The organism is Alistipes sp. Marseille-P2263, assembly GCF_018101075.1.
In the GTDB taxonomy this organism is placed as follows: domain Bacteria; phylum Bacteroidota; class Bacteroidia; order Bacteroidales; family Rikenellaceae; genus Alistipes; species Alistipes dispar.
Genome location: NZ_JAGQEJ010000009.1, coordinates 143,939 through 166,989, shown reverse-complemented (window position 1 = coordinate 166,989; position 23,051 = coordinate 143,939). Strand labels below are relative to the sequence as shown.

Below are 23,051 nucleotides of genomic sequence, written 5' to 3'. Positions count from 1 at the left end.
AGGGATACCAGCTCACAGGAAACCAGAAATGCCTGGACTGGTTCGAAAAACTGCACCAATACATGTGGGAGCACTTCAAGGACCCCGAGTTCCCCGAGTGGTTCGGATACCTGAACCGGCGAGGCGAAGTCCTCCTGCCTCTGAAGGGAGGAAAATGGAAGGGGTGCTTCCACGTACCGAGAGGTCTGTTCCAGATATGGAAGATCCTCGAACAATGCAAATAAAACACCGGCGACACGACCCATGAAAACCACCCTCTTCGCGGCAGCCTTCGCGCTCGCCGCCTCCATCGGATTTTCCGCCTGCACCGACACGACCCGCCGCACGGTGGACGTGCTGGTGATCGGCGGCACGACCTCGGGCACTTCGGCGGCCATCGCCGCCGCCCGCGAAGGCGTTTCGACGCTCGTCGTGGAGCCGACGCCCATGCTCGGCGGCATGCTCACGGCGCAGGGCGTATCGGCCATCGACGGCAACGACGGCCTCCCCTCGGGCTTCTGGAACGAGTTCCGCGAAGCCCTGCGCAGCCACTACGGCGGCCCGGAGGCGCTCCGGACGGGCTGGGTGAGCGCCACGCAGTTCGAGCCGAGCGTCGCCGACAGCATCTTCAAGGCCAAAGCGGCGGCGGAACCGACGCTCGAAGTGATCCACGGCTACCGTCTCGTCGAGGTGTACAGGGAGGGCGACGCCGTGACCGGCGCCCGCTTCACCGACGACAGGGGCGGACGGCTGGAGGTCGCGGCACGCATCACGATCGACGCCACCGACCTGGGCGAAGCGCTGCCGCTCAGCGGCACGGCCTACCGCGTGGGCATGGACGCCCGCGCCGACACGGGCGAGCGGCAGGCGTTCGAGCAGGCCAACGACATCGTGCAGGACCTGACCGTGGTGGCGATCCTCAAGGACTACGGCGAAGGGGCCGACAGGACCATTCCCCGGCCCGAGGGATACGATCCCGCGGAGTTCGAGGGATGCTGCACCGCAGGCGGGAAACCCATGGACCCGGCCTACATGATCAAGTACGGACGCCTGCCCAACGGCAAGTACATGATAAACTGGCCGACGCACGGCAACGACTACTACGCGAACGTCGTCGAAATGCCCTACGAGGAGCGTATCGAGGCGCTGAAACCCGCCCGCGAGAAGACGCTCCGGTTCATCTACCACCTCCAGCACGAGCTGGGCTTCCGGAACCTCGGCATCGCCGACGACGAGTTCGACACCGAGGACGGGCTGGCCTACCTGCCCTACCACCGCGAAGGCCGCCGGCTGGACGGCGTGGTACGGCTGACGCTCGACGACGTTACGGACCGTTACGACCGCCCGGCGGCGCTCTACCGCACGGGCATCTCCGTCGGCGACTACCCCGTAGACCACCACCACGCCTGCTATCCCGGCTTCGGGAAGATCGACTTCCCGCCCGTCCCGTCGTTCAGCGTCCCGCTGGGGGCCCTGATCCCCGCCGGGACCGACAACCTCGTCGTCTCGGACAAGGCCATTTCGGTCTCGAACCTCATCAACGGCTCGACGCGCCTTCAACCCGTGGTGCTGCTCACCGGACAGGCGGCCGGCACGCTGGCGGCCCTGGCCGTGAAGAAAGGGGTGACGCCGCGCGAAGTGCCCGTCCGCGAGGTGCAGCGCGCGCTGCTCGCCCGAAAGGCCTACATCGCCCCGCTGTACGACGTACGGCCCGACGATCCCGACTTCGAACTGTTGCAGCGCATCGCCGCCACGGGCATCCTGCGCATGACCGGCGAACCGTACCACTGGGCCAACCGTTCGTGGTTCTACCCCGAACGCACGCTCACCGTGGGCGAGTTCACGCAAGGGCTCCACGACTACGCCCCGCAGATCGACCCGACGGACGATCCGACTCCGCTCACCGCCTCCGCAGCCGCGGAGCTGCTGCGCCGCGCAGGCGGGCGGATCGACACCCCGGCCGGGGCGGAAGGTCCCGTCACGCGGCGCGAGGCGGCCCGGATGACCGACGCGGCCCTGCATCCGTTCGACCGGGCGATCGACTTCGAAGGAAACCTGAAAAAATAGACCCGCCATGAAAAAACTGCTTCTCCTGCTGCTGGCCGCAGCCGCCGCGACGAGCGTCGCGGCGCAACCCGATACGCTGACCGTAAACAAGGACTACTACCCGAAGAAACGCAACGTCGAAGAACTGGTCCCCGTCACGCGGAAGAACATCGTGATGCTGGGCAACAGCCTGACCGAACGCGGCTTCTGGTCGGAATACTTCCAGACAGAGCGCGTGCTCAACCGCGGCATCGGCGGCGACTGCATCTCGGGTATGATCCACCGCATCGGCCCGATCGTCGAGGGACAGCCCCGCGCCATCTTCATCATGGGCGGAGCCAACGACCTCGTGTTCTCGAAAATCTCCGGCGAAAAGCTGCTCGAACAGTACGAACGGCTCCTCGGAGTCATCGCCCGCGAATCGCCCCGCACGAAGATCTACATCCAGAGCCTGCTGCCGCTCAACGAGGCGATGAACGAGAAGTTCTTCAAGGGCAAGAACGCCCGCATCGCGGCCTTCAACGCCCTGCTGCGCGACATGGCCGCCCGCCGCGGGCTGACCTACATCGACATCTGGAGCGACATGCAGCGCGACGGCATCCTGCCCGCGGAGTACACCTTCGACGGCATCCACCTGAAGGCCGACGGCTACCGGATCTGGATCGAGAAGATCCGCCCCTACATCAAATAACGCGTCATGCGACGGACGTGTCTCGCGGCGCTCCTCGCCCTGTTCCACACCGCAGCGGGTTCCTTCGGCGGAAGCCCCGCCTTCGCGGGAAACGGCGCCTTCACCGGGAATGCCGCCGCCGGATTCCCGGAGGCCCGGGAGACGCTGCCGCACGAATCCGCCGCCGCGGAAACGCTCCGATTCACTCCGGCGACAGCGCCGGAAATCCGATTCGTGGGACGCGCCGCACGCTCCGACGACGGCGCGCTCTCGTTCGACTGGAGCGGGGCCTACTTCTCGTTCCGATTCGAGGGTACGCGGTGCGCCATGCGGGCCGCGGACTCGAAACGGAACTACTACAACGTATTCGTGGACGGCAAACCCCATGGAAAGGTCACTGCAGAGGGACCGGCGAAGACCATCGTGCTGGCCGAAGGACTCCCCCACGGTGTGCACACCGTACTCGTACAGAAACGAACCGAGGGCGAGCAGGGATGCACGACGCTCTTCGCTGTCGGTTCCGACGGGCCCCTGCTCGATGCGCCCCAGGCCCCGGGCCGGCACATCGAGTTCATCGGCGACTCGCACACCTGCGGGTACGGCACGGAGGGCAAATCCCCGAAGGAGCCCTTCACGCCCGAGACCGAGAACTGCGACCTGGCGTGGGGCTGCATCATCGCACGCTACTTCGACGCAGACTACACGCTCATCGCACACTCCGGGCAGGGAATCGTACGCAACTGGGGCATCCGCGAGGAGCGCTCCGAAATCACCATGCGCGAACGTGTCGCACGCACCTTCGACATGGAGGAGACGCCCCTCTGGGACTTCGCGCAGTACCGGCCCGACATCGTGGTAATCAAGCTCGGAACCAACGATTTCAGCACGGGAACGCCCTCCCGGGAACAGTTCGACGCCTCGTTCGGCGAAATGTACGCCCTGCTGCGCCGCCGCTACGGCGACGTGCCGATCCTCTACGTCGTGCCCCAGAACTGCGACGCCTACTACGACTACCTGCGGGCGACGATCCGGACGCTCGGAGACCCGAATCTGCACGCCGTGCCGCATCTGGCGCCGATCAACGACCAGACCGACGACCTGGGCGCGGGCTACCACCCGAACCTGCGGGGACAGTGCAAGATGGCCGCGGCCGTCATCCCCTACATCGCGACGCTCGCCGGCTGGCCGATGCCGCAGGACCGGCCGATCCGGTAGCGCGGCATCACCGGACATCCGGACGCGGCACGCACGGACATCAAAAAGAGCGGCGACATCCCCGAAAGGGATGCCGCCGCATCGTTTGCCGGAAATGCGTCGGTACGCATCATTCGCCCTCCGCGCCGTCTTCTCCGCCGAAAAGCAGCACGCACCCGCCGGGACCTCCCGCCGAGAGTCGCAACGCGCTCTTCCCGGAGGCCTCCACACGCAGGTCGCCGTTGGCGTCGAGCAGATCGAACCGCCGCGCGTCGAGCCCCGAAGGCAGCTCCAGCATCCGGCTGCAGGCGACCCGGACATCGAGGAACAGCGCCCGGCGTCCGGCGATCGCCCCTTCGTAGCAGAACAGGCCCGCATCGTCCGCCAGAGGTTCGGCGAACCACGTGTAAACACCCCGCCAGGCGATTCTGTCGCCGTTCTCGAAGCGTTTCCGGGAGATCAGCTTATGATAGCTCTTCGCCGAGGAGTTGCCGATGAAGACAATGTCGCCGTCGCCGAGCATCCCGTGGTCCCCCAGCCCGCCGGGCAGCAGGAACGAGGACTGATAGGCCGAAGCGTTCCGCTCGACGAACCGCCGGAACTCGGGATAATCCCCCTTGAGGAACTGCGACACGCCGGACTGCACGGTCCAGTCGGTGTAGGCTCCGCCCGAAGTGAAGGTCTGCGTCTCGTTTGCGAACATGGACTGCATGCCGTAATAGGTCTCTATCGTCACGGGCGCCGTGTTGCAGAAGAGGTGCGACGCCGAAACCTCGATATTGCGCCCCTCGATGCGGTAATGTACCGTCTCGCGGCACAACGGGTCCCGGAGCTCTCCGTCCTCGAGCGGCCGCGAAGGGTCCAGAATCACATTCACGACATCGACCGTCACGGAATCGGCCAGCAGGGTGACGTCGCCCGTAACGGGCCGGTCGTTCGCCCGGACCGAGAACCGTTCGTTGTAGGCCGTGCGGACCTTCTGCCCCTCCTTGTAGCTGTGGTTCGCCCCGCACCAGCCGTACCCCGAAACGGCGAACGGGCCGATATTGTCGCTGAAAGCCAGGTTCAGTTCGATTTCGGGTTCGCGCGAAGGGTCCCGGATCGGCTCGGACGCCGTATTGCGGACGATCCCCACGCGGTAGAAAGTATACAGTTCGTTGAACATGCAGCGCTTGAACCAGTACACGATGTCGCGCTCGCCGTCCATCTTGGCGGCGATATAGAGGTTCTCGCCGCGTGTCTTGACACGCATGTTCCCCGACCCCGCATCCTCGGGAGGCGCCGGAGGCGGAGGGACCGGCGCCCCTTCGTCGTCGCCGCCGCAGGCCGCTGTGGACGACAGACACCCCAGCAGCAGGAAATAACAGACAAATGCTTTGATTTTCATCCTTCGTCGTTTTTCAGGAAAGCGATGCGCCCGTGTGTCGCGGACGCATCGCCGTTTCGGAAACCGGAACCGTCAGCGGACGAGTTCGAGGAACAGGTCGGGGCGGTCGGTGGTCAGGAAGTCGATCTGCTGTTCGATCGCCCAGATCATATCGACCGGATGGTTCACCGTCCAGACGTTCGAAACCATCTTGTGCTCCTTCATGTACGCGAGCCACGACGGGTTGCGCAGGTAAACGCCGTGGTTGTAGTCGCCTCCGGCGGCTCCCATCGCCTCCAGCTCCTCGGGCGAGATGTCGCCCCCGAGGTAGAGCACGTCGTTCTTCGGCGCCAGCCGGATCAGCTCCTCCATGGCGTGACGCGAGAAGGTGATGTAGGTCACGCGCTTGGCGAGCCTGTTGTCGTTCACCATCTTCACCGCGGCCTCGGCGGCGGCCGTCTCGGCCTCGGGCGTGGCGTGCGGCTTGAGCTCCAGCACGAGGTGCACGCGGGTCTTCTTCGCCGCCTCGAGATACTCGGCCAGCGTCGGCATCGTCTCGCCGTTGGCCAGACGGAGCGTCGTCAGCGTGGTCGAAGGGGTCGTCTGCACGTTGTGCCCGTCGTGCACGCCGTCGTGGTTGAGCACCAGCACTCCGTCCGCAGCGCGCCATACGTCGAACTCGACGCCCCAGACGCCCAGCTCGTCGGCCTTGAGCAGCGACGCCACGGAGTTCTGGTCCGAACCCTCGGTCCGCCAGTAGCCGCGGTGGGCCACCACCTGCGTCCTGCACTTGAACGGAAGCCCGTGCTTCATGTAGCGGCGCATCCGGATCAGACGGGCCAGACGGTCCATCACGGCCTTGTCCTTCGGATTCTTCGACTCGTCGAGCGTCAGCACGCCGCGGTTGCCGCAATAGTAGGCGATGGCCGACGAGTTGAACACGTCGTTCTTCTCGAAACGGTCGATGTAGGCCACCATGCGGTCGTACGACGTATTGGGACGGTCGGCCGAAGCCTTCTCGTCGAACTCGAATTCCATGGCCATGCCGTGCTTGCGGGCGAAGGCGCAGGCGTCGTCGAGACGGCTGTCGGGAATCGAATGGTTGAAGAAATGGTTGGGCTGCTGGTAGGCGACGTCGAAGCCCAGCGCCTTCCAGTCCTCGGCGCCCTTCGACTGCCAGTAGGGAATCCAGTAGAAGAGCTTGCCCAGCGAGTGAATATACTCGCTGATGGGGACGGTCAGTTGGCCGCAGTAGTTGTTCGTCTCGGCCACCCAGTAGAAGCCCGAGAGCTCCAGATTCCTGTACTTGGCCGCCTTGAACCGCTTCACCAGCTCGTCGATATACCACTTCGTCACGGCCAACTGGTCCTCCTCCTTCGAGAAGTCCATCGCCCGGCCGTTCAGCTCGCCCCAGTCCTTCTGGTCGCGGATGGCCTCGGGAAGTCCCAGCACGATCTGGTGCTTGAAACCGGGTTTGCCCAGCTCGGCGATCTCCTCCGTGATGCACTGATCGAGCGCCGAGAGCGACTTGCCCTCCTCGAAGATGCGGTCGAGGAGCCATGCCCACTCGCCCTTGCGGGCGTTCAGCTTCTCATAGCCGACGGTGTAGTGACGGCCCGAACCGTTTTTGAATTCGAGGAACAGGAATCCGTCGAAGAGCCAGTCCTTCGTGCCGTCGGCGAACCGGTGCACGACATAGGGACGGAACTCGTCCGCCGTCCAGTCCAGGCGGTGCGAGCCGCCCTGATAGATAAGCGCCATGTCCTGCACGTCGTCCGCCTTCTGATAGGGCTGTGCCGTGGCGCCGCCGCCGACCGCGACGCAGGCGGCCAGCAGCGAGGAAAATCCGAGAGTCTTCAAGGTTTTCATCTTTGAACGAATAGATTAACAATTATTTGCGTAACGGGTTGTCCAGAACGAAACGGCAGAATTCGTGGTAGAGCTTGCGGTCTTCGGCGGCAGCCGACACCGACAGCTCGTAGAGCGTGTTCTGCCCGTGGTAGTAGGCCAGCGGCTTGCGGCCGTAGATGCCGTGCTCTTTGGCGCCGTCCATGTATTCGCGCAGCCGGCGGCGGTAAACCTCGCTGCCGGCGGTCTTCTCCAGCAGCGCGTCGTCGAACTCGAACTCCATGGCCAGGTCGTTGGCCTTGATATCCGAGAAGAAGCGCGAAAGGGGTTTCTCGCCCTTGTCGTCCCAGAAGTAGTTGGGCTGCATGTAGGCGTAGTCGATGCCGAATCGCTTCCAGTTCCGGTAGCCGGCCGCCCGGTTGTAGGGAATCCAGCAGAGCGACTCGTTGAGCGCATGAAGGTACTCCGCCACCTCGGGAATCACCTCCTCCCAGCGTTTGAGCTCCGGATTCCAGCCGTCGCCCGGCGTGGCGAGGTCCTCGGAGACGATGTAGAATCCGGCCAGCTCGACATACCGGTAGTCGGCCTCGTCGAACAGCCGCCGCACGGAGTCGATATACCATTTGTAGGCCGCGATGCGGTCCGAAGCCTTCGCGAAGTCCAGCCGCCGACCGTTCAGCTCGCCCCAATAGGTCGTCGAAGTGTTCGTGTCGGCATACTCCTCGTAGATGATCGGGTCGGGCATCACCATCACGACCTTGCGTTTCCCGGCCGGCGCGCCCAGCCGGGCCGCGGCCTCCCCGACGGCCTCTTCGAGGGCATTGACGCCGTTATCCGGCCCGAACCAGTAGTCGATCAGCTCCTGCCACTGCTCCCGACCGCCGGAAGTCCGCTTCTGCCCCAGGTTGATCGAGTAGGGAACCATGACGAACTCGATGCAGAGGAAGCTGTCGAAAAGCCAATGTTCTCCGCCCGCCTCGTCGGTATAGGTCACGAAAGGAGCGAAACGCTCCTTGTCCCAGCCGAACGGCGTGCGGTGGGTGCTGCCGCCGTAGCAGAGCACCAGATCCGTGTAGGAGGGGATGCCGTCGCGGGCGCTCTCCCACTCGTAGGGACGCGGTCCGGCATACTCGGTCACGAACTGCACGACCTGCATCCCGCTGTATCCGCCCGCATCGTCGCACGCCACGGCGAAGACCGTATAGGTGGTCATCGGCGTAAGGCCGCCGATCGTCACCCGCTCCTCCGCGTATTTCGTTCCCTGCGCGGCGACCTCCGCGCCTGTCAGGGCCTTCTTGTCCTCGGTGGCCATGCACACCATGCGCACATGGGTCGCATTGAGCCATTTGATTCCGAGCGTCACCGACTCTCCGTCGGACGACTCGATCACCAGGCTCATCGCGGGCTTTTTCCCTCCGCCGGACGAGCCGTCATCATCCCCGTTGCTGCAACATACGAAAGAAAGCGCGCACAGCAGCGGCATCACAATCCAGGAACGTATCATCTTGTCTTTTTATCGTTTTTATCGTTTATGACCTCGGCTATCTCTATTTCGACCGCAGCGGATTCCCGACCACGAAACGGCAGAACTCGTGGAACAGCTCCCGGTCCACCGGATCGTCCGACACCCAGAGGTCGTAGAGCGCATTGCTGCCCTGATAGTAGGCGATCGGACGGCTGCCGTAGATGCCGTACTGCTTCGCGCCCCGCATGTAGTCGCGCAGGCGCGCCCGGTAGGCGTCGCTGTTCTCGCGGGCATTGAGGATCGACGCCTCGAATTCGAACTCGATGCTCGTCCCCGCGCGGTTGATCCACCGGCATACGTCGTCCATGTCGTTCTCCGGTTTCCAGTAATGGTTGGGTTGCAGGTAAACCTGGTCGAAGCCGAAGTCGCGCCAGTCGTCGTACCCGCGGGCGTCGTAGTAGGGAATCCAGATGAACGAGTAGTTCAGCCCGTGCAGGTAGTCGGCGATCTGCGGCAGCAGCGCGTCCGAACGGGTCAGATGGTAGCTGTACTCGGTATCCTCGGGCTGGGCGGCGGTTTCGCGCAGCCAGTAGAATCCCGCCAGCTCGACGTTTTCGTACTTCCCGCGGGCGAACGCCTCGCGGACCGTGTCGATATACCACCGGCAGGCGGCCATGCGGTCTTCGGTGCGGATGAAGTCGAGACGGCGGCCGTCGATCTCGCCCCAGTAGGTCGTCGAGGTCATCGGGTCGATCCAATGATGGTAGATGATCGGATCGGGAATGACGATGAAGACGCGGCGTTTGACGGGCGCCTCGCCCAGCCGCTCCTCGGCCGCTCCGACGGCCTTGTCCAGCGCATCGACGCAGTTGCCCCGGGCGAAATAGTAGTCGATCAGCTCCTGCCACTGCTCCTTTCCGGCGGCGAGGCCCTGATCGCGCAGCACGCCCGTCATGTAGGTGTAGTTGCGTTTGTCGGGACGGTCCATGTCCTGCGATTCGAGGAAGATGAACCCGTCGAAAAGCCACTGTTCGCGGCCCTGCTCATCGACATAGGTGACATAGGGTTCGAACCGCCTCTCGTCCCACAGATAGGGGTTGCGGTGGTGGCTGTTGCCGTAGCACAGCACGGCGTCGGAGGCCGTCGGCCGTCCGGCGCGCCGCTCCCACGGATAGGTCCCGGCGCGCGGCCCGGCCTCAGCCGGAAGCGCGGGACACGCCGCAGCCAGAAGGAGCGCTGCGAGGATAGATTTGCGAATCATGTTCATTGTCAATCGTTTGCCTTGTTTGCCTGAATCTGCGGGAATTCGCCGGTCACTCGGCCCGCTCCCCGCGCAGCGGATTTCCGACGATGAAACGGCAGAGCTCGTGGAACAGCTCCCGGTCCTCCGCGTCGGGCGAGGCCCAGAGATCATAGAACCCGTTGGTTCCGTGATAGTAGGCGATCGGGCGGCTGCCATAGACGCCTGTCTCCTTCGCATGGCGCATGTAGGCGCGGAAACGCTCGCGGAAGGCTTCGCTGCCCTCGCGTCCGGCGAGCAGCGTCGGCTCGAACTCCAGCTCCAGCCCCACGCCCAGCTCCCCGATCCGGCGGAACACGTCGTCCATGTCGTTCTGCGGCTTCCAGTAGTAGTTGGGTTGCAGATAGACCTGATCGAAGCCGAACGACCGCCAGGCGTCGTAGCCGCGCGAACCGTAGTAGGGAATCCAGTCGAGCGAGCAGTTCAGCCCGTGCAGGTAGTCGGCGATATGCGGAAGCATGATGTCCGAACGGGTCAGGTGGTAGCTGTACTCGGTGTCCTGCGGCCGCGTCACGATCTCGCGGATCCAGTAGAATCCCGCCAGCTCGACGTGCTCGTATCCGCCCGCCGCGAACCGCTCCCGCACGGAGTCGATATACCACTTGCAGGCCGCGATACGGTCCTCGTTCCGGCTGAAATCGAGCTTCCGCCCGTCCAGCTCGCCCCAATAGACGGTCGTCGCCGTCGTGTCGGCGTACATCCGGTGGATCACAGGGTCGGGCAGCATCACGACGACGCGCCGCTTGGTCGGAGCCCTGCCGATACGCCGCTCGGCTTCGGCCACGCTTTTGTCGAGCGCGTCGATGCAGTTGCCCTCGGCGAAGAAGTAGTCGATCAGTTCCTGCCACTGCTCCTTCCCGGCAGCCGGAGCGTTCCGGTTGCCCGTCTCGAAGGCGTAGGTCCGGCCGTCGGGGCGGGAGGCATCCACGAACTCCAGAAAGATAAACCCGTCGAAGAGCCACTGCTCGCGGCCTTCCTCGTCGGTATAGGTGACATAGGGAGCCAGCCGCTTCCCGTCCCAGAGGAACGGCGTGCGGTGGTGGCTGCCGCCGTAGCACAACACGGCATCGGTGGTTACAGGCCGTTCGCGGCGGCCCTTCTCCCAGGCGCAGCGTTTTTCCCCGGCCGGAGCGGCGGAGCGCTTCACGGTTGCGCATCCCACCGTTGCGGCCGCAACGACTGCAAGGGCCATCGTTTTGAAGAATCCATACATCGGTCTGTCGAAATTTTCGGTTTCACAATTAATCCCGCCGTGAAACTCGGAAACATTTCACGACGGGATCAATCAACTAACAATCAAGCGTCTAACGGCTTCATCAGAGTCCGACACCCCAAACATCCCCGAGTTTTCCTCGATTTTGGAGAGCCACCGGTTCGCACTTGACGATCACGAATTTCAGGTAACGGCCGGCAGCCATCTTCTGAACGGGATAGTCATAGACCTTCGTCACACCCACGGTTCCGGGAGGCGTGTAGATGCCGTCCCAGTCGCGCATGCCGCTGGCCACGAGCGTCCATTCGGTCTTGTCGCCGTTGTACTCCTCGGCCAGGTAGATTTCATAGTCCAGATAAGCACCCTGGCTGTCGGTCGTGTCCTCGATCTTGAAGTAGGAGACCAGATGCGCCGCACCCATGTCCGCTACAATGGTGATGGGATAGGTATTAGGAGAATCCCACCAAGGAATCCACGAGTCGCCGCCGGTCGAAGCGCCGTTGAACAGGTTGCTGGTCACATACGCATCTACCCATGACTGCGCCGGTCTTTTCGGGTCGTTCGCATAGCAGATCTCCTCGCCTTCGAGAATCGCCCACGGCTCGGCATCCGTACCCCGGAATTCCTTGTTCACTACCGGAATATAAACCACGTCGCCACCTTTGGTGATGACGGTTCCGTCCGAGACGGCCGAAATGCGCACGGGAATCAGCACGCCCGCATCCAGTTTATCGACGTTCTCGAGCAGCTTGTCGGGATTGAGCTGGCAGCCGAACGCGGCCGAAGATTCGCCGGCAGCGATCACCGACGATGCGGCAACGGTCGAAGCGAAGCCTGCGGGAGCAGCCAGATAGGAGGTTCCGTTGGCCTTGTTGTAGGCATCGACGAGGCTGGCGTCCGTATCCACGGCATATTTCACCTCCACGTCCATCGTCGGAACGGTCGTGCTCAGCTTGACATTGCCGTTATAGATGAACGTCCCGTTCTTCACGGTCGTGGCCTCGTCGGTCGAAAGCTCCATCGAGACCTTTGCGATCTCCAGGTGCAGCAGCATCAGGCCGCGGTCTTCGGACACGGGCACGTCGTTCGACGACGAGGTGAGCTGGATCGGAATCACGTAATCCGTATAGGCGTCGAGCGCCGTCACGTCGGACATCTTCCACGTAAGGCCGGCGAACTTGCGGACCTCCTTCTCCGAGAAGCGGAGCTCGGTCGCGGTGAACTGATAGCAGTTCGACGGCAGCAACTCGTAATTCGTGCCGTTCGCCTCGTTGAAGGCGTCGAGCGCGCTCTCGGAAGCCTCGATGCGGACCGTGGTCCCCGAAAGGCCCTTGCCGTTCTTTACGACGGGAAATTCGTATTTCTCATTGTAAACCGGCGTGGAAACATATCCCTTGTTCTCCGCCCACGTTCCGTCGGAATCGACGAACGAAACGCTGTCGTCCACCATGAAGTTGTTGCGTTCGTCCGTGCAGGCGCCCATAGCGGCCGGTACGACCAGGGCGGCGAGCAACAATTTCCAAATATTGATTTTCATAATCGTTCAGGCGTTTTTATTAATGTCCTAAATTCTGGGTCATATTGACCATCTCGGCCAGCGTACCCGAGTAGATCGGGCAGAGGTAGTCCTTGTCGCGGAAGACGTTGTCCTCGATGGCGATTTCGCCCGTCACGCGCTGGTAGGACTCCTCGTAGGTCGTGGCCGAGCAGTGCAGCGAGTACCACGGACCGGGATACTCCTCCTTGGCCTCCATCCAGCGGCAGGCGTCGTAGTGACGGTGCGCCTCGAAGGCGAACTCCACGCCGCGCTCCTTGTGAATGCACCAGCGGAGCAGCTCCTTGTCGTTCTCGATACCGGGATAAGCCTCCTCGATATTGTTCAGGCCGGCGCGGTTGCGCACCTTGTTCAGGTACTCGATCGCCGACGCGGCGTCGCGCTCGGGCTTCTCGTTGCAGGCCTCGGCGTAGTTCAGGTAGATCTCCGCCATGCGGAATGCCGGATAAACCCACTTGAGAGAGGTCACCGGAGTATATTCCGTACTCGTGTCGAACCACAGACCGGCCGGATAGGCGCGGCGGAAGGCATAGCCCACGCGGATACAGTTCGACGAAGCGCTCCACGGCGAAGTGGCCGACGTGCTGTTGAAGCAGGTGAAGAGCTTGTTCTTGCCCTGGTGCGGCCAGTAGAAACCGTTGGGAACCATCGTGGCGTAGAAACGCGGGTCGCGGTCGATGCAGGTGTTGTGGGCCTTGATCGCAGGACGCCACTCGGGATAGAGCGGATCGACATACTGCTTGTAGCCCTCGGTGAATCCGTCCGTCTTGTAACCCGACAGCGGATCGACGATCGGCTTCGACATGTCGTTCCGGCCCTCGTAACCCTTCACCGGATAACGGCCCGTACTCCACATCGGGTAGGAATCGGCCAGCTTGAGCGAGGGAGCCGTACCGCCGAAACCGGCGTAGAAGCCGAAGTTGGGCGGAAGCGCGGGAACCATCGTACCGCCGACGCCGCCCATATAGTCGTAGCCGGTCGTGTCGAACGAATACTTGTTGGAAGTACGCCACCACCATCCCCAGATGGTCTCGCTGCTCCAGGTCCCGTCGTTCTGCCATACGAGTTCATAGGACTTCATGGCGTTCAGGAACTTCGCGTCTTCGTCGGTGATGGTCGTGCCGTTGGCCACGATGGACTTGTCCTCGATAAGCGAATACTTGTTCATCTGAATCACGTCCCATGCGGCATCGGCGGCCTTCTGCCACTTCTCGGGATCCTCCTGCTGCGGGAAGAGGTAATCGCCGTTCATGTTCTTCATCTGGCCCTTGTAGATATCGGCGCCGTTGAAAAGCGGCGAGGCGGCGTAGAGCAGCACGCGCGAACGCAGCGCCAGCGCGGCGCCCTTCGTGGCGCGGCCCGTCCACGTCGAGGGGTCGATGGTGGGAATCTCCGTAAGGTCCGTCGGAAGGATCTGGGCGACGTCCCACAGCTCCGACTCGATGAACTCGATATTCTGATCGACGGTGTGGCGGTCGATCGTCTTCGCGTCGATATTCTCGTCGGGCGTCTGGTCGAACCAGAGGAAGACCGGGCCGTACTGACGGAAGAGGCAGAAGTAGTAGTAGGCGCGCAGGAAACGGGCCTCGGCCTTCATCATCTCGATCTCCTCGGGTCTGTCCTGCTTGTCCTTGTCGATATTGTTCAGGAAGATCGTACACTGGTTGATCGCGATGTAGAACCGGTCCCAGTAGCCGAAATTGGAGAGCGACGAGGGCGTCGAGCTCGAATAGTTGCCCGTCCTGTAAAGGTTGTAGTACACCCACTGGTAGTTCGAGTACGTGGCCTCGTCCGAGCGGGCCACCGCCCATGCTCCGTGGCTGGTCACGATCTCCTCCTCCATGGGAATGTAGGAGTAGATATGACGCAGGTAGCTATGTACCGTATTGGACTGGCTGAAGACGTCGTCGAGGTTCGCCTGGTCGTCCAGCTCCACTTCGAAATACGAATCGCAGGAAGTCAGCGAAAAGGCGCACATCAACACCGACGCTGCCAATATTTTCAGGTATTTCATGGTCTTGTCTGATTTTTAGAAGTTAAGGTTTACACCGAGCGTCACGGTCCGCACCGTCGGATACTGGTTGCCGTAGTCGGCCTCCAGCTCGGGATCCCACAGGTCGAAATCGCTGAACGTAAGCAGGTTCACGCCCTGGAGATAGAAGCGGACGGTCGAAAGGCCGGCCTTCTTGGTCCATGCTTTGGGAAGCGTATAGCCGATCTCGGCGTTCTTCAGACGCAGGAAGCTCATGTCGCGCTGCCAGTAGGTCGATTTCTGGAGGTTGTTCTCCATGCGGGTCGTGGACATGCGCGGATACTTCGCGTTCGGGTCGGGGTTGGCAAGCGACCAGCGGTTCTCGGCCACGTCGGCGAAGATCTGTCCCTGGCGAATGTAGTTCGAGGCGCCTCCGTAGAGGTTGTAGCCGCCGATGATGCGGGTCACGTGGCCCACGCCCGAGAAGAACACCGAAACGTCGAGGCCCTTCCAGCCGAGGCTCACGCCGAAGCCGTAGTTGATCTCAGGAACCGTCGTATAGCCGATGGCCACCTGGTCGAACGTATTGACCACGCCGTCGCCGTTGATGTCGCGGTACTTGATGTCACCCACGCGGACGGTTCCGAAATCCTGCTTGGGCGAATTGGCGATGTCCTCCTCCGACTCGAACAGCCCCTCGGCGATCAGGCCGAACTGCTGGTTGTTGGCGAAGCCGGCCTTGTTCTGATACTTCCAGATCTGGTCCGGTTTGTCGTCGTAGAGCTTCTTCGTCCGGTTGTAGGTGAAGTTACCGCGGGCCGAAATCCAGAAGTCCTTGTTGATATTCTTGTCGAACTCGAGCGACATATCGAAGCCCTGGTTGCGCATCCGTCCGAGGTTCACGTACTGCTGCACGCGCGTACCGACCACCGAAGGCTGCGACTCGCGCTGGATGAAGATGCCCTCGCGCTTCTCGTAGAAGTAGTCGGCCTGGATGCGGAGCATGTCGTAGAGTCCCAGCTCGATGCCGACGTCGGCCTTCGTAGCCTCCTCCCACGTCACGTTCGGGTTGCCGTAGTCCTTCGTCGTGATACCGTTCAACGGAGGCGTATGCGACGCCGGGGCGTTGGTTCCGAAGTTGAAGCCGTAAGCACCGGTCTCCAGCGTCGTGTTGTAGGCGAAACGACGGCCGCCGCCGATCTGGTCGTTACCGATCGTACCGTACGAAGCGCGGATTTTCAGAATGTTGATCTTGTCGCGCAGCGGCTCCCAGAACGACTCGTTGCTGATCATGTAACCGATGGCATACGAGGGGAAGAAACCGAAGCGCTTGCCCGGGGCGAAGTTCTCCGAACCGTTGTAACCGAAGTTGAACTCGGCGAAGTACTTGTCGCGGAAGGCGTAGGTCACGCGGCCGGCGATACCGATATTCCGGTAGGGCCACGCCTCCAGATAGGAGGTCGGACGCAGCATGCTCTTGCTGCGCATGTTGAACAGGAACAGGGCGCCCACGCGGTGATCGTCGGCGAATACGCGGTCGTAGGTGGCCGACGCCTCGAAGTTGATCGTCGTCCAGCCCTTGGGATAGACGTAATCGAGGCTCATGTAACCCGTTCCGGTCACGATCTGGTCGAACATCAGATTGCCCTGATCGTCGCGGCCGGTCGCATGGTACTGGTTGGGGTTGTACTTGCGGGTGATGCTGTTGTTGCTGTCGATATCCCACGAGAACTTGGCGTTCACCTTCAGGCCCTCGGTGATGATGTCCGAGAAGTCCTGCGTCAGCGAGATGAGCGACTGGGCCATCGTCCGGTTGTCCTTCGTGTAGCCCTGGTAGTTGAGCATGTTATAGACGTTCACCGCGCCGCCGCCCTCGGGAGGAACCGCCAGCGTGCCGTCCGAATAGATCGTCGGGTTCGAAATCGGCGTCGTGCGCATCGCATAGGCGTAGAAATCGTTGTTCACGTCGGAATTCACGCCGCCGGGTTTGTTCTTGCTGGTGTACTGCGTCGAAAGCGAAAGGCCCAGCTCGGTCGATTTGGTGATGTTGATGTCGATGTTCGAACGGAAGCTGAAGCGGTTGAAGTTCATCTGGGCGTTGTAATTGTTGTTGTCGGCCATGTTGAACATACCGCCCTCCGTATAGTAGGAACCGCCCACGTAGTAGCGGACGTTCTTGTTACCGCCCGACGCGCTGACATTCACGCGGCCGGTCATCGCCAGGTTCTTGTAGATGGCGTCCATCCAGTCCACGTTCGGATAGAGGTCGGGATCGGCGCCGCTCAGGTACATTTGCTTCTGATAGTCGTCGATCGGCTTGATCGAACCCTCCTCGTAGGTGGAGATTTCGTTGTAGTAGTCGATCCACTGCTCGGCATTGGCCATCTCGGGGACCTTCACCGGCTGCGTGAGGCCGAACTCGGCCTTGACGCTGACCTTGGCGGCCCCTTCCGAACCGCGCTTGGTGGTGATGAGCACGATACCGTTCGCACCGCGCACACCGTAGAGCGCCGTGGCCGTAGCGTCCTTCAGAATCGAAAGCGACGCGATGTCGTCCACGTCCACGAGGTCCATTTCGCGCTCGATACCGTCCACGAGAATCAGCGGCTTGTTGTTCTCGCCGAAGGTGTTCACGCCGCGGATCCAGAAATCGGCGCTCTTGCCCGGCTCGCCCGAACGCTGCATCACGACGACACCGGCCAGCTTACCGGCCAGGTTCGACGAGAGCTGTCCCGACTGCACCCGCAGTTCGTCGGTGTCGATCGTGTTGATGGCGCCGATGATACTCTCCTTGCGCTGCTTGCCGTAGGCCACGACCGTCACGGTCTCCAGCTCGGAAACCTGCGGCTTGAGCTGGACGGTGATATTGGTCTGGGCGCCCACCGTGATCTCCTGCGTCTCGTAACCCAGATAGGAGATCTGGAGCACGTCGGCCGCGGCGACCTCGAATTCGAACGAGCCGTCCACGTCGGTCGTAACGCCCCGCGTACTGCCCTTGACAACGACGGAAGCACCCGGAATTCCGGCTCCCGTCTCATCCAACACCTTGCCTGTCAGGGCAAATCTCCCCCCCCCTTGCGGAGCGGGCGTCGGTGCGTCCATGCCGCTTTCCAGCGCGGAAAGGTTGGGATTCGCGCTCAATTCCGTGACGGACATCAGCCCCAACAACAGCACGAATGACCGGAACATCGTCTTACAAAGATACTTTTGTATAATCCTTGTCATATTTCCTCATTTATTACTTAATAAAAGTTTGTGCAGCCCGTGCGGCACGTCGTTCCGTACCGGCGGTTCCGTACAAGTTCGATTTTATCCCATAAGGATTTGCGGAATTTAGAATTTCAGAGAAGTGTCACATTTAGGTCCGATCCGTTTCATTCAATCATAGGCGCAGTTTTTTAGGTGGTTGATAATTATAGGTTTATACGATAGTAATATCCGCACGGAGGACCGAACGGCCGAAAGGGTCCATCCGGGAAAATACAGGTGTCATTCCAGGGTTCTTTCATTCGGTTTCGGTTAAAAGTATTTACTATTTCAAAAGCAAATATAGCAATAAAATTATTATACAAAACATTTTTGATAATTATTTTTTGTTAAGATTCCCGCGAGGGGGGGGGATTTCGGTGCTCCGGGAAACTAAGCGATTGAGAATAAACGAAATAAAACCGGATCATTCCGAAAATGTTTTTCGGACGAATCGGGCCTTTTCTTTCGAAACAAAAGACCCGTTCTCTGCAAAACACGCTCCGACAGGGCTTTGAATCCCCGATTCCGCCGGAAAAACCGTTTCCGCCCTGTTTTTGCACTTCCGAAGCCGAAGCCGCCGGTCATTGAAAAGTTTTTACTGGTTTCGGTTTGTACGGGTAAATAATTTTACTTAAATTTGTCCGACCGGTAAAAAAAGCGGCCGCAGGATCGCACGGACGAAGGACCGCCGTGCCCCGAACGTCCGGAAATACCGGAAACACCCGAAACAACTACACCCGTTATGATCCAGAAAATCCGTATGCTGTCGGCCGGGCTGCTCCTGCTCGCCGCGCAGACCTTCGCACAGGGCACGACCCGTGCGACCCGCTCCGGCGACAATTACACGCTTTCGAACGGCGCCGTGGAGGCCGTGTTCAGCGGACAGGGCCGGTTCGACATCGAGAAACTGACCCTCAACGGCAAATCGGTGCTCGGCGCGGGCGCCAACCTCGCCCCGTGGATACTATATTATAAAGGACCGCAGGGCGAGAATCCCTGCCTGATGCCCGAACACGCCGCCTACGACGGAGCGGCAATCCGCGACGACGACGAAGGCAAGACGCTGGTGTTCACCTGGCAGCTCACGCTGGACTACTCCGCCGAACGCTACCCCGTGCGCATGTACGTCTCGCTGCCCGACGACAGCGAACTGCTGCGCTGGAACATCGAGGCCGACCTGCCCGAAGGGTGGATGGTGACCGACCTCGAATTTCCCCGCATAACGATCGACCGCCCCGCCGGCGGCAAGGTGCTGACCACGGAGGGCTGGGGCGTGGAGAAACCGCTCGACATCGCCACCTTCGAGGCGCGCTACCCGTCGCACGCCTCGTCCATGCAGTTCATCGTCGTACACAACCCCGAAGGAGCCTTCTACTACGGCACGGAGGACCGCCGGGGCTGCGGCAAGACCTACTCGGCGCAGTGCACGCGCGACGAAGTGATCTTCAGCGACGCCATTCCCGCCTCGGCCGGATGGATCGACGAGGGCACGTTCCGCCTGCCGTGGGAGTCGGTCGCAGGCTTCGCGCCGAAGGGCTGGGAGGACGCCGTGGTGCGCTGGTACCGCCCCTTCACCTACACGACCGAATGGGGCGGCAAGACGCTCGCCTCGCGCGACATCCCGCAGTGGTGCTACGACGCCGACGCCTGGATCCGCGCCCGCCACGTGGCCGACGACACGCTGGACGCCGTCCGCCGCGCCGCCGCACTCTTCGGCAAGGGACTGGGCATCCACTGGTACTACTGGCACAACCACCCCTACGACACCCACTACCCCGACTACTTCCCGGCGCAGCCGCGCTTCGCCGAGATGATCCGCACGGCCCAAAGCCTCGGGGCGCATGTCACGCCCTACATCAACGGCCGGCTCTGGGATCCCGCGGCCGACAGCTACAAACCCGACCGCGGCTGCGACGCCTCGTGCCGCAAGCCCGACGGGACGCTCTACACGGAGATTTATCCCACCTCGAAGGTGCTCAACACGGTGACGTGCCCCTCGACGGATATCTGGCACGGCAAGATCATCGGACTGGTGGACCGTCTCCAGCGGGAACTGGGCGTGGACGGCATCTACATCGACCAGATCGCGGCGGCGGCCCCTGAACCGTGCTGGAACGAGAACCACCCCCACCCGGTCGGCGGCGGCGACTTCTGGTACGACGGCTACCGGCGTCTGATCGGCAAGATCCGCGACGGACACCTGCAGGAGGGCCGTATTCTGACCAGCGAGGAGAACTCGGAGTGCTACATCGACCTGTTCGACATGCTGCTGGTGGTGAACACGCCCCACAATGCCGAAAACTGCACGATCCGCCCCGTTTTCCCGATGGTCTATTCCGACCGCGTCATCACCAGCGGCTTCACCTACACCCCGCTCTCCACCGACCTGATGACCAACGGCGACTTCCGCTACGAAATGACCAAAGCCCTTCTCTGGGGGTCGCAGCCGGGCTGGGTGGACCCCCGCTACCTCATGTCGAAGGAGGCCGAACGGGAGGCGCGCTTCCTGAAAACGCTCATGGATTTCCGCCGCGGGCTGCACGACGTCCTCTACGGCGGACGGTTCCTCCGCGAACTCACCCCGGCGGGCGACAACCCGACGATGCACGCCCCGGGCTTCGGCGACGACGCGGCCGTGCTGGCCTCCGAATGGCAGGCGCCCGACGGGCGGCGGGTCTATCTCGTGATCAACCGCGACGACAAGGCGCACAAGGTGTCGCTGCCCGGCGCAGGCACGTTCAGGATCAACGGACTGTCGGGCAAACGCATCGACCTCTGACCCGGGCCGGAAAAGCCGCATCTCGGAAACACGCTTCGCCCCTGCCGCAACGATCCGCGGCGGGGGCGGATGTTTTCCGCTCCGGCCATCCCGCGGTCCGGGCCGACAGCAACGGCCGCCCGACGCTCCGCCTGAAACGGGAAGCGGCCCCGGACCGGAAATGCCGCGACGAAGAACGCCGCGGCAAGAAATACGCCGCCGGAGACGGAGCGCCAGGGAACGAAAGCCGCGGCCACGGGAAATCCGGGCTGCCTCACCACCAGACCTGCCGGCCGTCCTCGTAGGTGAAAATCCGTTCGTCCTTGCCTTTGGAGTGGTTCTTCAACAGCAGCAAGGCATTCCCGGGAACCTCCTCGTACCGCAGTTCGTGGGTCCTGTCCCCGATCCGCTGGCCGAGCGAGACGAACTCCCCGTCGCGGCAGCAGAACAGCTCGTAAAGCTCGCCCGCCTGGATGAAATTGTCGTCGTTGCGCGGCAGGAACATGACGCTGCCCAACGTCTGAGGCGTATCGAAAGCCATTCCGCCCCAGCACCGGGACTCCCGGGGTGCATTGAAATAGGTCAGCGGGTCGCCGTCGAAGAGCTTGTACTTGTCGTTGCCCAGATTCCAGTAGCTTCCCTCCGTGCCGATGATCCGTCCGACGAGTTTCCGGCCCGAGGGATCGTAAAAACCGATCTCCGACATGCTGACGAACGCCCCGGGAGGCGATAGGTAGCGGATATACCGGAACCGGATGCTGTCGCCCAGCTCGGCGTAATAGGGGTGTATCTCCGTCACTTCGGGCGTGACATAGACCGTCCGGGCGTCGCTGAAATCCGGACGGTCGGCGACCTGGAATTTTCCGTTCTTCACCCGGTTGAGGATGAACGGTTCGTTGTAGAAAACCGGGTACTTCCGCTTCAGCGTGACGGCCCGCAGTCCGCCGTCCGGCCGGCGGACCGTCACCACGCCCTCCTTCGAGACCGTCAGCGGATCGGCCGCCGGACGAAGCTGCCCGTCGTGGTAATAGACCGCCAGATAGGCGCATCCCTTCTCGACACGGCGGAACGTCGCCCGCCCGCGCCGGATCCGGCTCCACGCCACCGGAACCCACCGGTGGTTGTCGAACACGGCCAGGTAGGCGAACCGCTTCTTCTCCGGGGCGGGAATCGTCAGGTCCACCGTCAGGTCGATACCGTCGAAGTAGAGTTCCGACACGTCTTCGAAGAACGGCGCGAGGAATACGGAGGGAATCCCCTCCTCCAGCGCCCCGCGCCGGTTGGGAAGGCTCCCGGGCTGAAAACGGAACGTCCTGCGGTAGGCCTTGCCCATCCGTTCGTGCGCCCGGGTCTCGAAATGATTGCCGAAACCCGGGTCGCTCATGCCGAAGCAACAGAGCGCCGTGTCGATCCGCAGCGCGTTCCAGCTATGGGTCTGACTTCTGTTGGCCCACTGGATGATGTAGTCGTAATCGACGGGCAATCCCACGCTCCGCAGCGCATAGGTGGCAATGCAGGTGATCTCGGGACAGGCTCCGCCCGCCGCCCGCAGGTAATCCGACGGACGCAGCTCGAGTTTCATCGTCGTCTCGTCGATCACCTCGTAGTCCATCCCCCGGAGGGTGTCCTTCAACGCCTTCGCGGCGGTGTACCGGTCCGCGCCGGCCTCCTCCAGCGAACGGATCGTCCCGGCGAGGAACTCGCGGTAGGCCGGCATCCAGTCCTCCGCCTGCTCGTTCCCGATCCGGTAGGGCAGCACCTTCTCGCAGAACTCGTCGAAGGAGAGGTCCCGGCACCATGGGTATCCGAACACTTCGAAGGCGTGGTCGATGTGCCGGATCAGAAAACCGCGGTCGAGCGTCGCCGCATCGAACTCGGGCCGGATGCCGCCCGCCCCGTCGAAAGCCCGGGCCGCCCGCCGCCGCAACTCCTGCCTCGCAACCGTCCTGTCGCAGAACAGCGAGTCGTAATAGGCACGGAAACGTTCCATCCCCGGACCTCCGTAACCGTAATGCAGCGGCATGTTCTCGATCAGGAAGCGGGCCGCGCGGTATTTGAGCGAGTCGGCCTCGTCCGCAGCGTAATGCCGCAGCACCGCCTCCAGCTCCGGACGGTTGTCTCCGGCCAGACGCAATGCCGTCTCCAGCGCGGAGTCGCGGCAGGAGACCAGAAGCAGCCCCGGAAGCAGGGTCATGAAGATCGAACGGATCGTGTTTCGCATAAGACAGACGAATTCGGCGTTACGGTACGACAAGCGACGGATGCGTGCGAAGGCCGAAAGGCGGCGACGCCCGATCCGTCCGAGAGTAAAATTATTTATTTTAAGCCCAATATACGAATTTTTTACGGACATTTCGTTCCCGAAGCCGATTTTTTTCATCGACGGACCGGAATAAGGATCAAAAAAAAGCGAATATACGCACCCCGAAGGTTCCG

The 23,051-nt window shown here is 62.1% G+C and carries 14 protein-coding genes; 5 read left to right on the top strand and 9 right to left on the bottom strand.

Annotation, left to right across the window (positions count from 1 at the left end):
* The 4 genes from KB554_RS11350 to KB554_RS11335 all read left to right on the top strand — a co-directional run.
* Positions 1-224 (top strand): AGE family epimerase/isomerase (locus KB554_RS11350; protein ID WP_211036204.1); only part of this gene is annotated, 224 nt, incomplete at its 5' end.
* Between the two features lie 19 nt (positions 225-243).
* Complete coding sequence (locus tag KB554_RS11345) at positions 244-2,046, top strand: FAD-dependent oxidoreductase (RefSeq protein ID WP_141428383.1); 1,803 nt, start codon at positions 244-246, stop codon at positions 2,044-2,046.
* A 7-nt stretch (positions 2,047-2,053) separates the two neighbouring features.
* Positions 2,054-2,716, top strand: a complete 663-nt coding sequence (locus tag KB554_RS11340; RefSeq protein WP_211036203.1) for a GDSL-type esterase/lipase family protein — start codon at positions 2,054-2,056, stop codon at positions 2,714-2,716.
* 6 nt (positions 2,717-2,722) lie between these two features.
* A complete protein-coding gene (locus tag KB554_RS11335) occupies positions 2,723-3,910 on the top strand; it encodes an SGNH/GDSL hydrolase family protein (RefSeq protein WP_211036202.1) in 1,188 nt (395 codons plus the stop codon).
* A gap of 109 nt (positions 3,911-4,019) precedes the next feature.
* Here the strand turns inward: KB554_RS11335 and KB554_RS11330 are convergent, their stop codons facing one another.
* From KB554_RS11330 to KB554_RS11295, 8 genes are all read right to left on the bottom strand, one after another.
* Positions 4,020-5,276, bottom strand: coding sequence for a hypothetical protein (locus KB554_RS11330; RefSeq protein ID WP_211036201.1), 1,257 nt, complete (start codon positions 5,274-5,276; stop codon positions 4,020-4,022).
* A gap of 72 nt (positions 5,277-5,348) precedes the next feature.
* Entirely contained in the window at positions 5,349-7,124 is a 1,776-nt protein-coding gene (locus KB554_RS11325) for a DUF4855 domain-containing protein (protein ID WP_211036199.1), read from the bottom strand.
* A gap of 22 nt (positions 7,125-7,146) precedes the next feature.
* Positions 7,147-8,607 (bottom strand): DUF4855 domain-containing protein, encoded by a 1,461-nt coding sequence (locus KB554_RS11320; RefSeq protein WP_211036197.1) that lies wholly within the window; start codon positions 8,605-8,607, stop codon positions 7,147-7,149.
* Positions 8,608-8,650: 43 nt separating this feature from the next.
* Positions 8,651-9,835 carry a DUF4855 domain-containing protein gene (locus KB554_RS11315; RefSeq protein ID WP_247652229.1) on the bottom strand — a complete coding sequence of 395 codons (1,185 nt, stop codon included), beginning with the start codon at positions 9,833-9,835 and terminating at the stop codon, positions 8,651-8,653.
* A gap of 46 nt (positions 9,836-9,881) precedes the next feature.
* The gene (locus tag KB554_RS11310) at positions 9,882-11,081 is read right to left on the bottom strand and encodes a DUF4855 domain-containing protein (RefSeq protein WP_242116259.1); all 1,200 of its coding nucleotides are present in this window, start codon (positions 11,079-11,081) and stop codon (positions 9,882-9,884) included.
* Positions 11,082-11,184: 103 nt separating this feature from the next.
* Entirely contained in the window at positions 11,185-12,618 is a 1,434-nt protein-coding gene (locus tag KB554_RS11305) for a DUF1735 domain-containing protein (protein ID WP_211036194.1), read from the bottom strand.
* Between the two features lie 19 nt (positions 12,619-12,637).
* Entirely contained in the window at positions 12,638-14,650 is a 2,013-nt protein-coding gene (locus tag KB554_RS11300) for a RagB/SusD family nutrient uptake outer membrane protein (protein ID WP_211036192.1), read from the bottom strand.
* Between the two features lie 15 nt (positions 14,651-14,665).
* Positions 14,666-17,797 (bottom strand): TonB-dependent receptor, encoded by a 3,132-nt coding sequence (locus KB554_RS11295; RefSeq protein WP_211036191.1) that lies wholly within the window; start codon positions 17,795-17,797, stop codon positions 14,666-14,668.
* A gap of 802 nt (positions 17,798-18,599) precedes the next feature.
* On the opposite strand from KB554_RS11295, the gene KB554_RS11290 reads away from it, so the two are divergent.
* Positions 18,600-20,636 (top strand): DUF6259 domain-containing protein, encoded by a 2,037-nt coding sequence (locus KB554_RS11290; protein WP_211036189.1) that lies wholly within the window; start codon positions 18,600-18,602, stop codon positions 20,634-20,636.
* Between the two features lie 253 nt (positions 20,637-20,889).
* Here the strand turns inward: KB554_RS11290 and KB554_RS11285 are convergent, their stop codons facing one another.
* Entirely contained in the window at positions 20,890-22,836 is a 1,947-nt protein-coding gene (locus KB554_RS11285) for a hypothetical protein (protein WP_211036187.1), read from the bottom strand.
* Positions 22,837-23,051 lie beyond the last annotated feature (215 nt).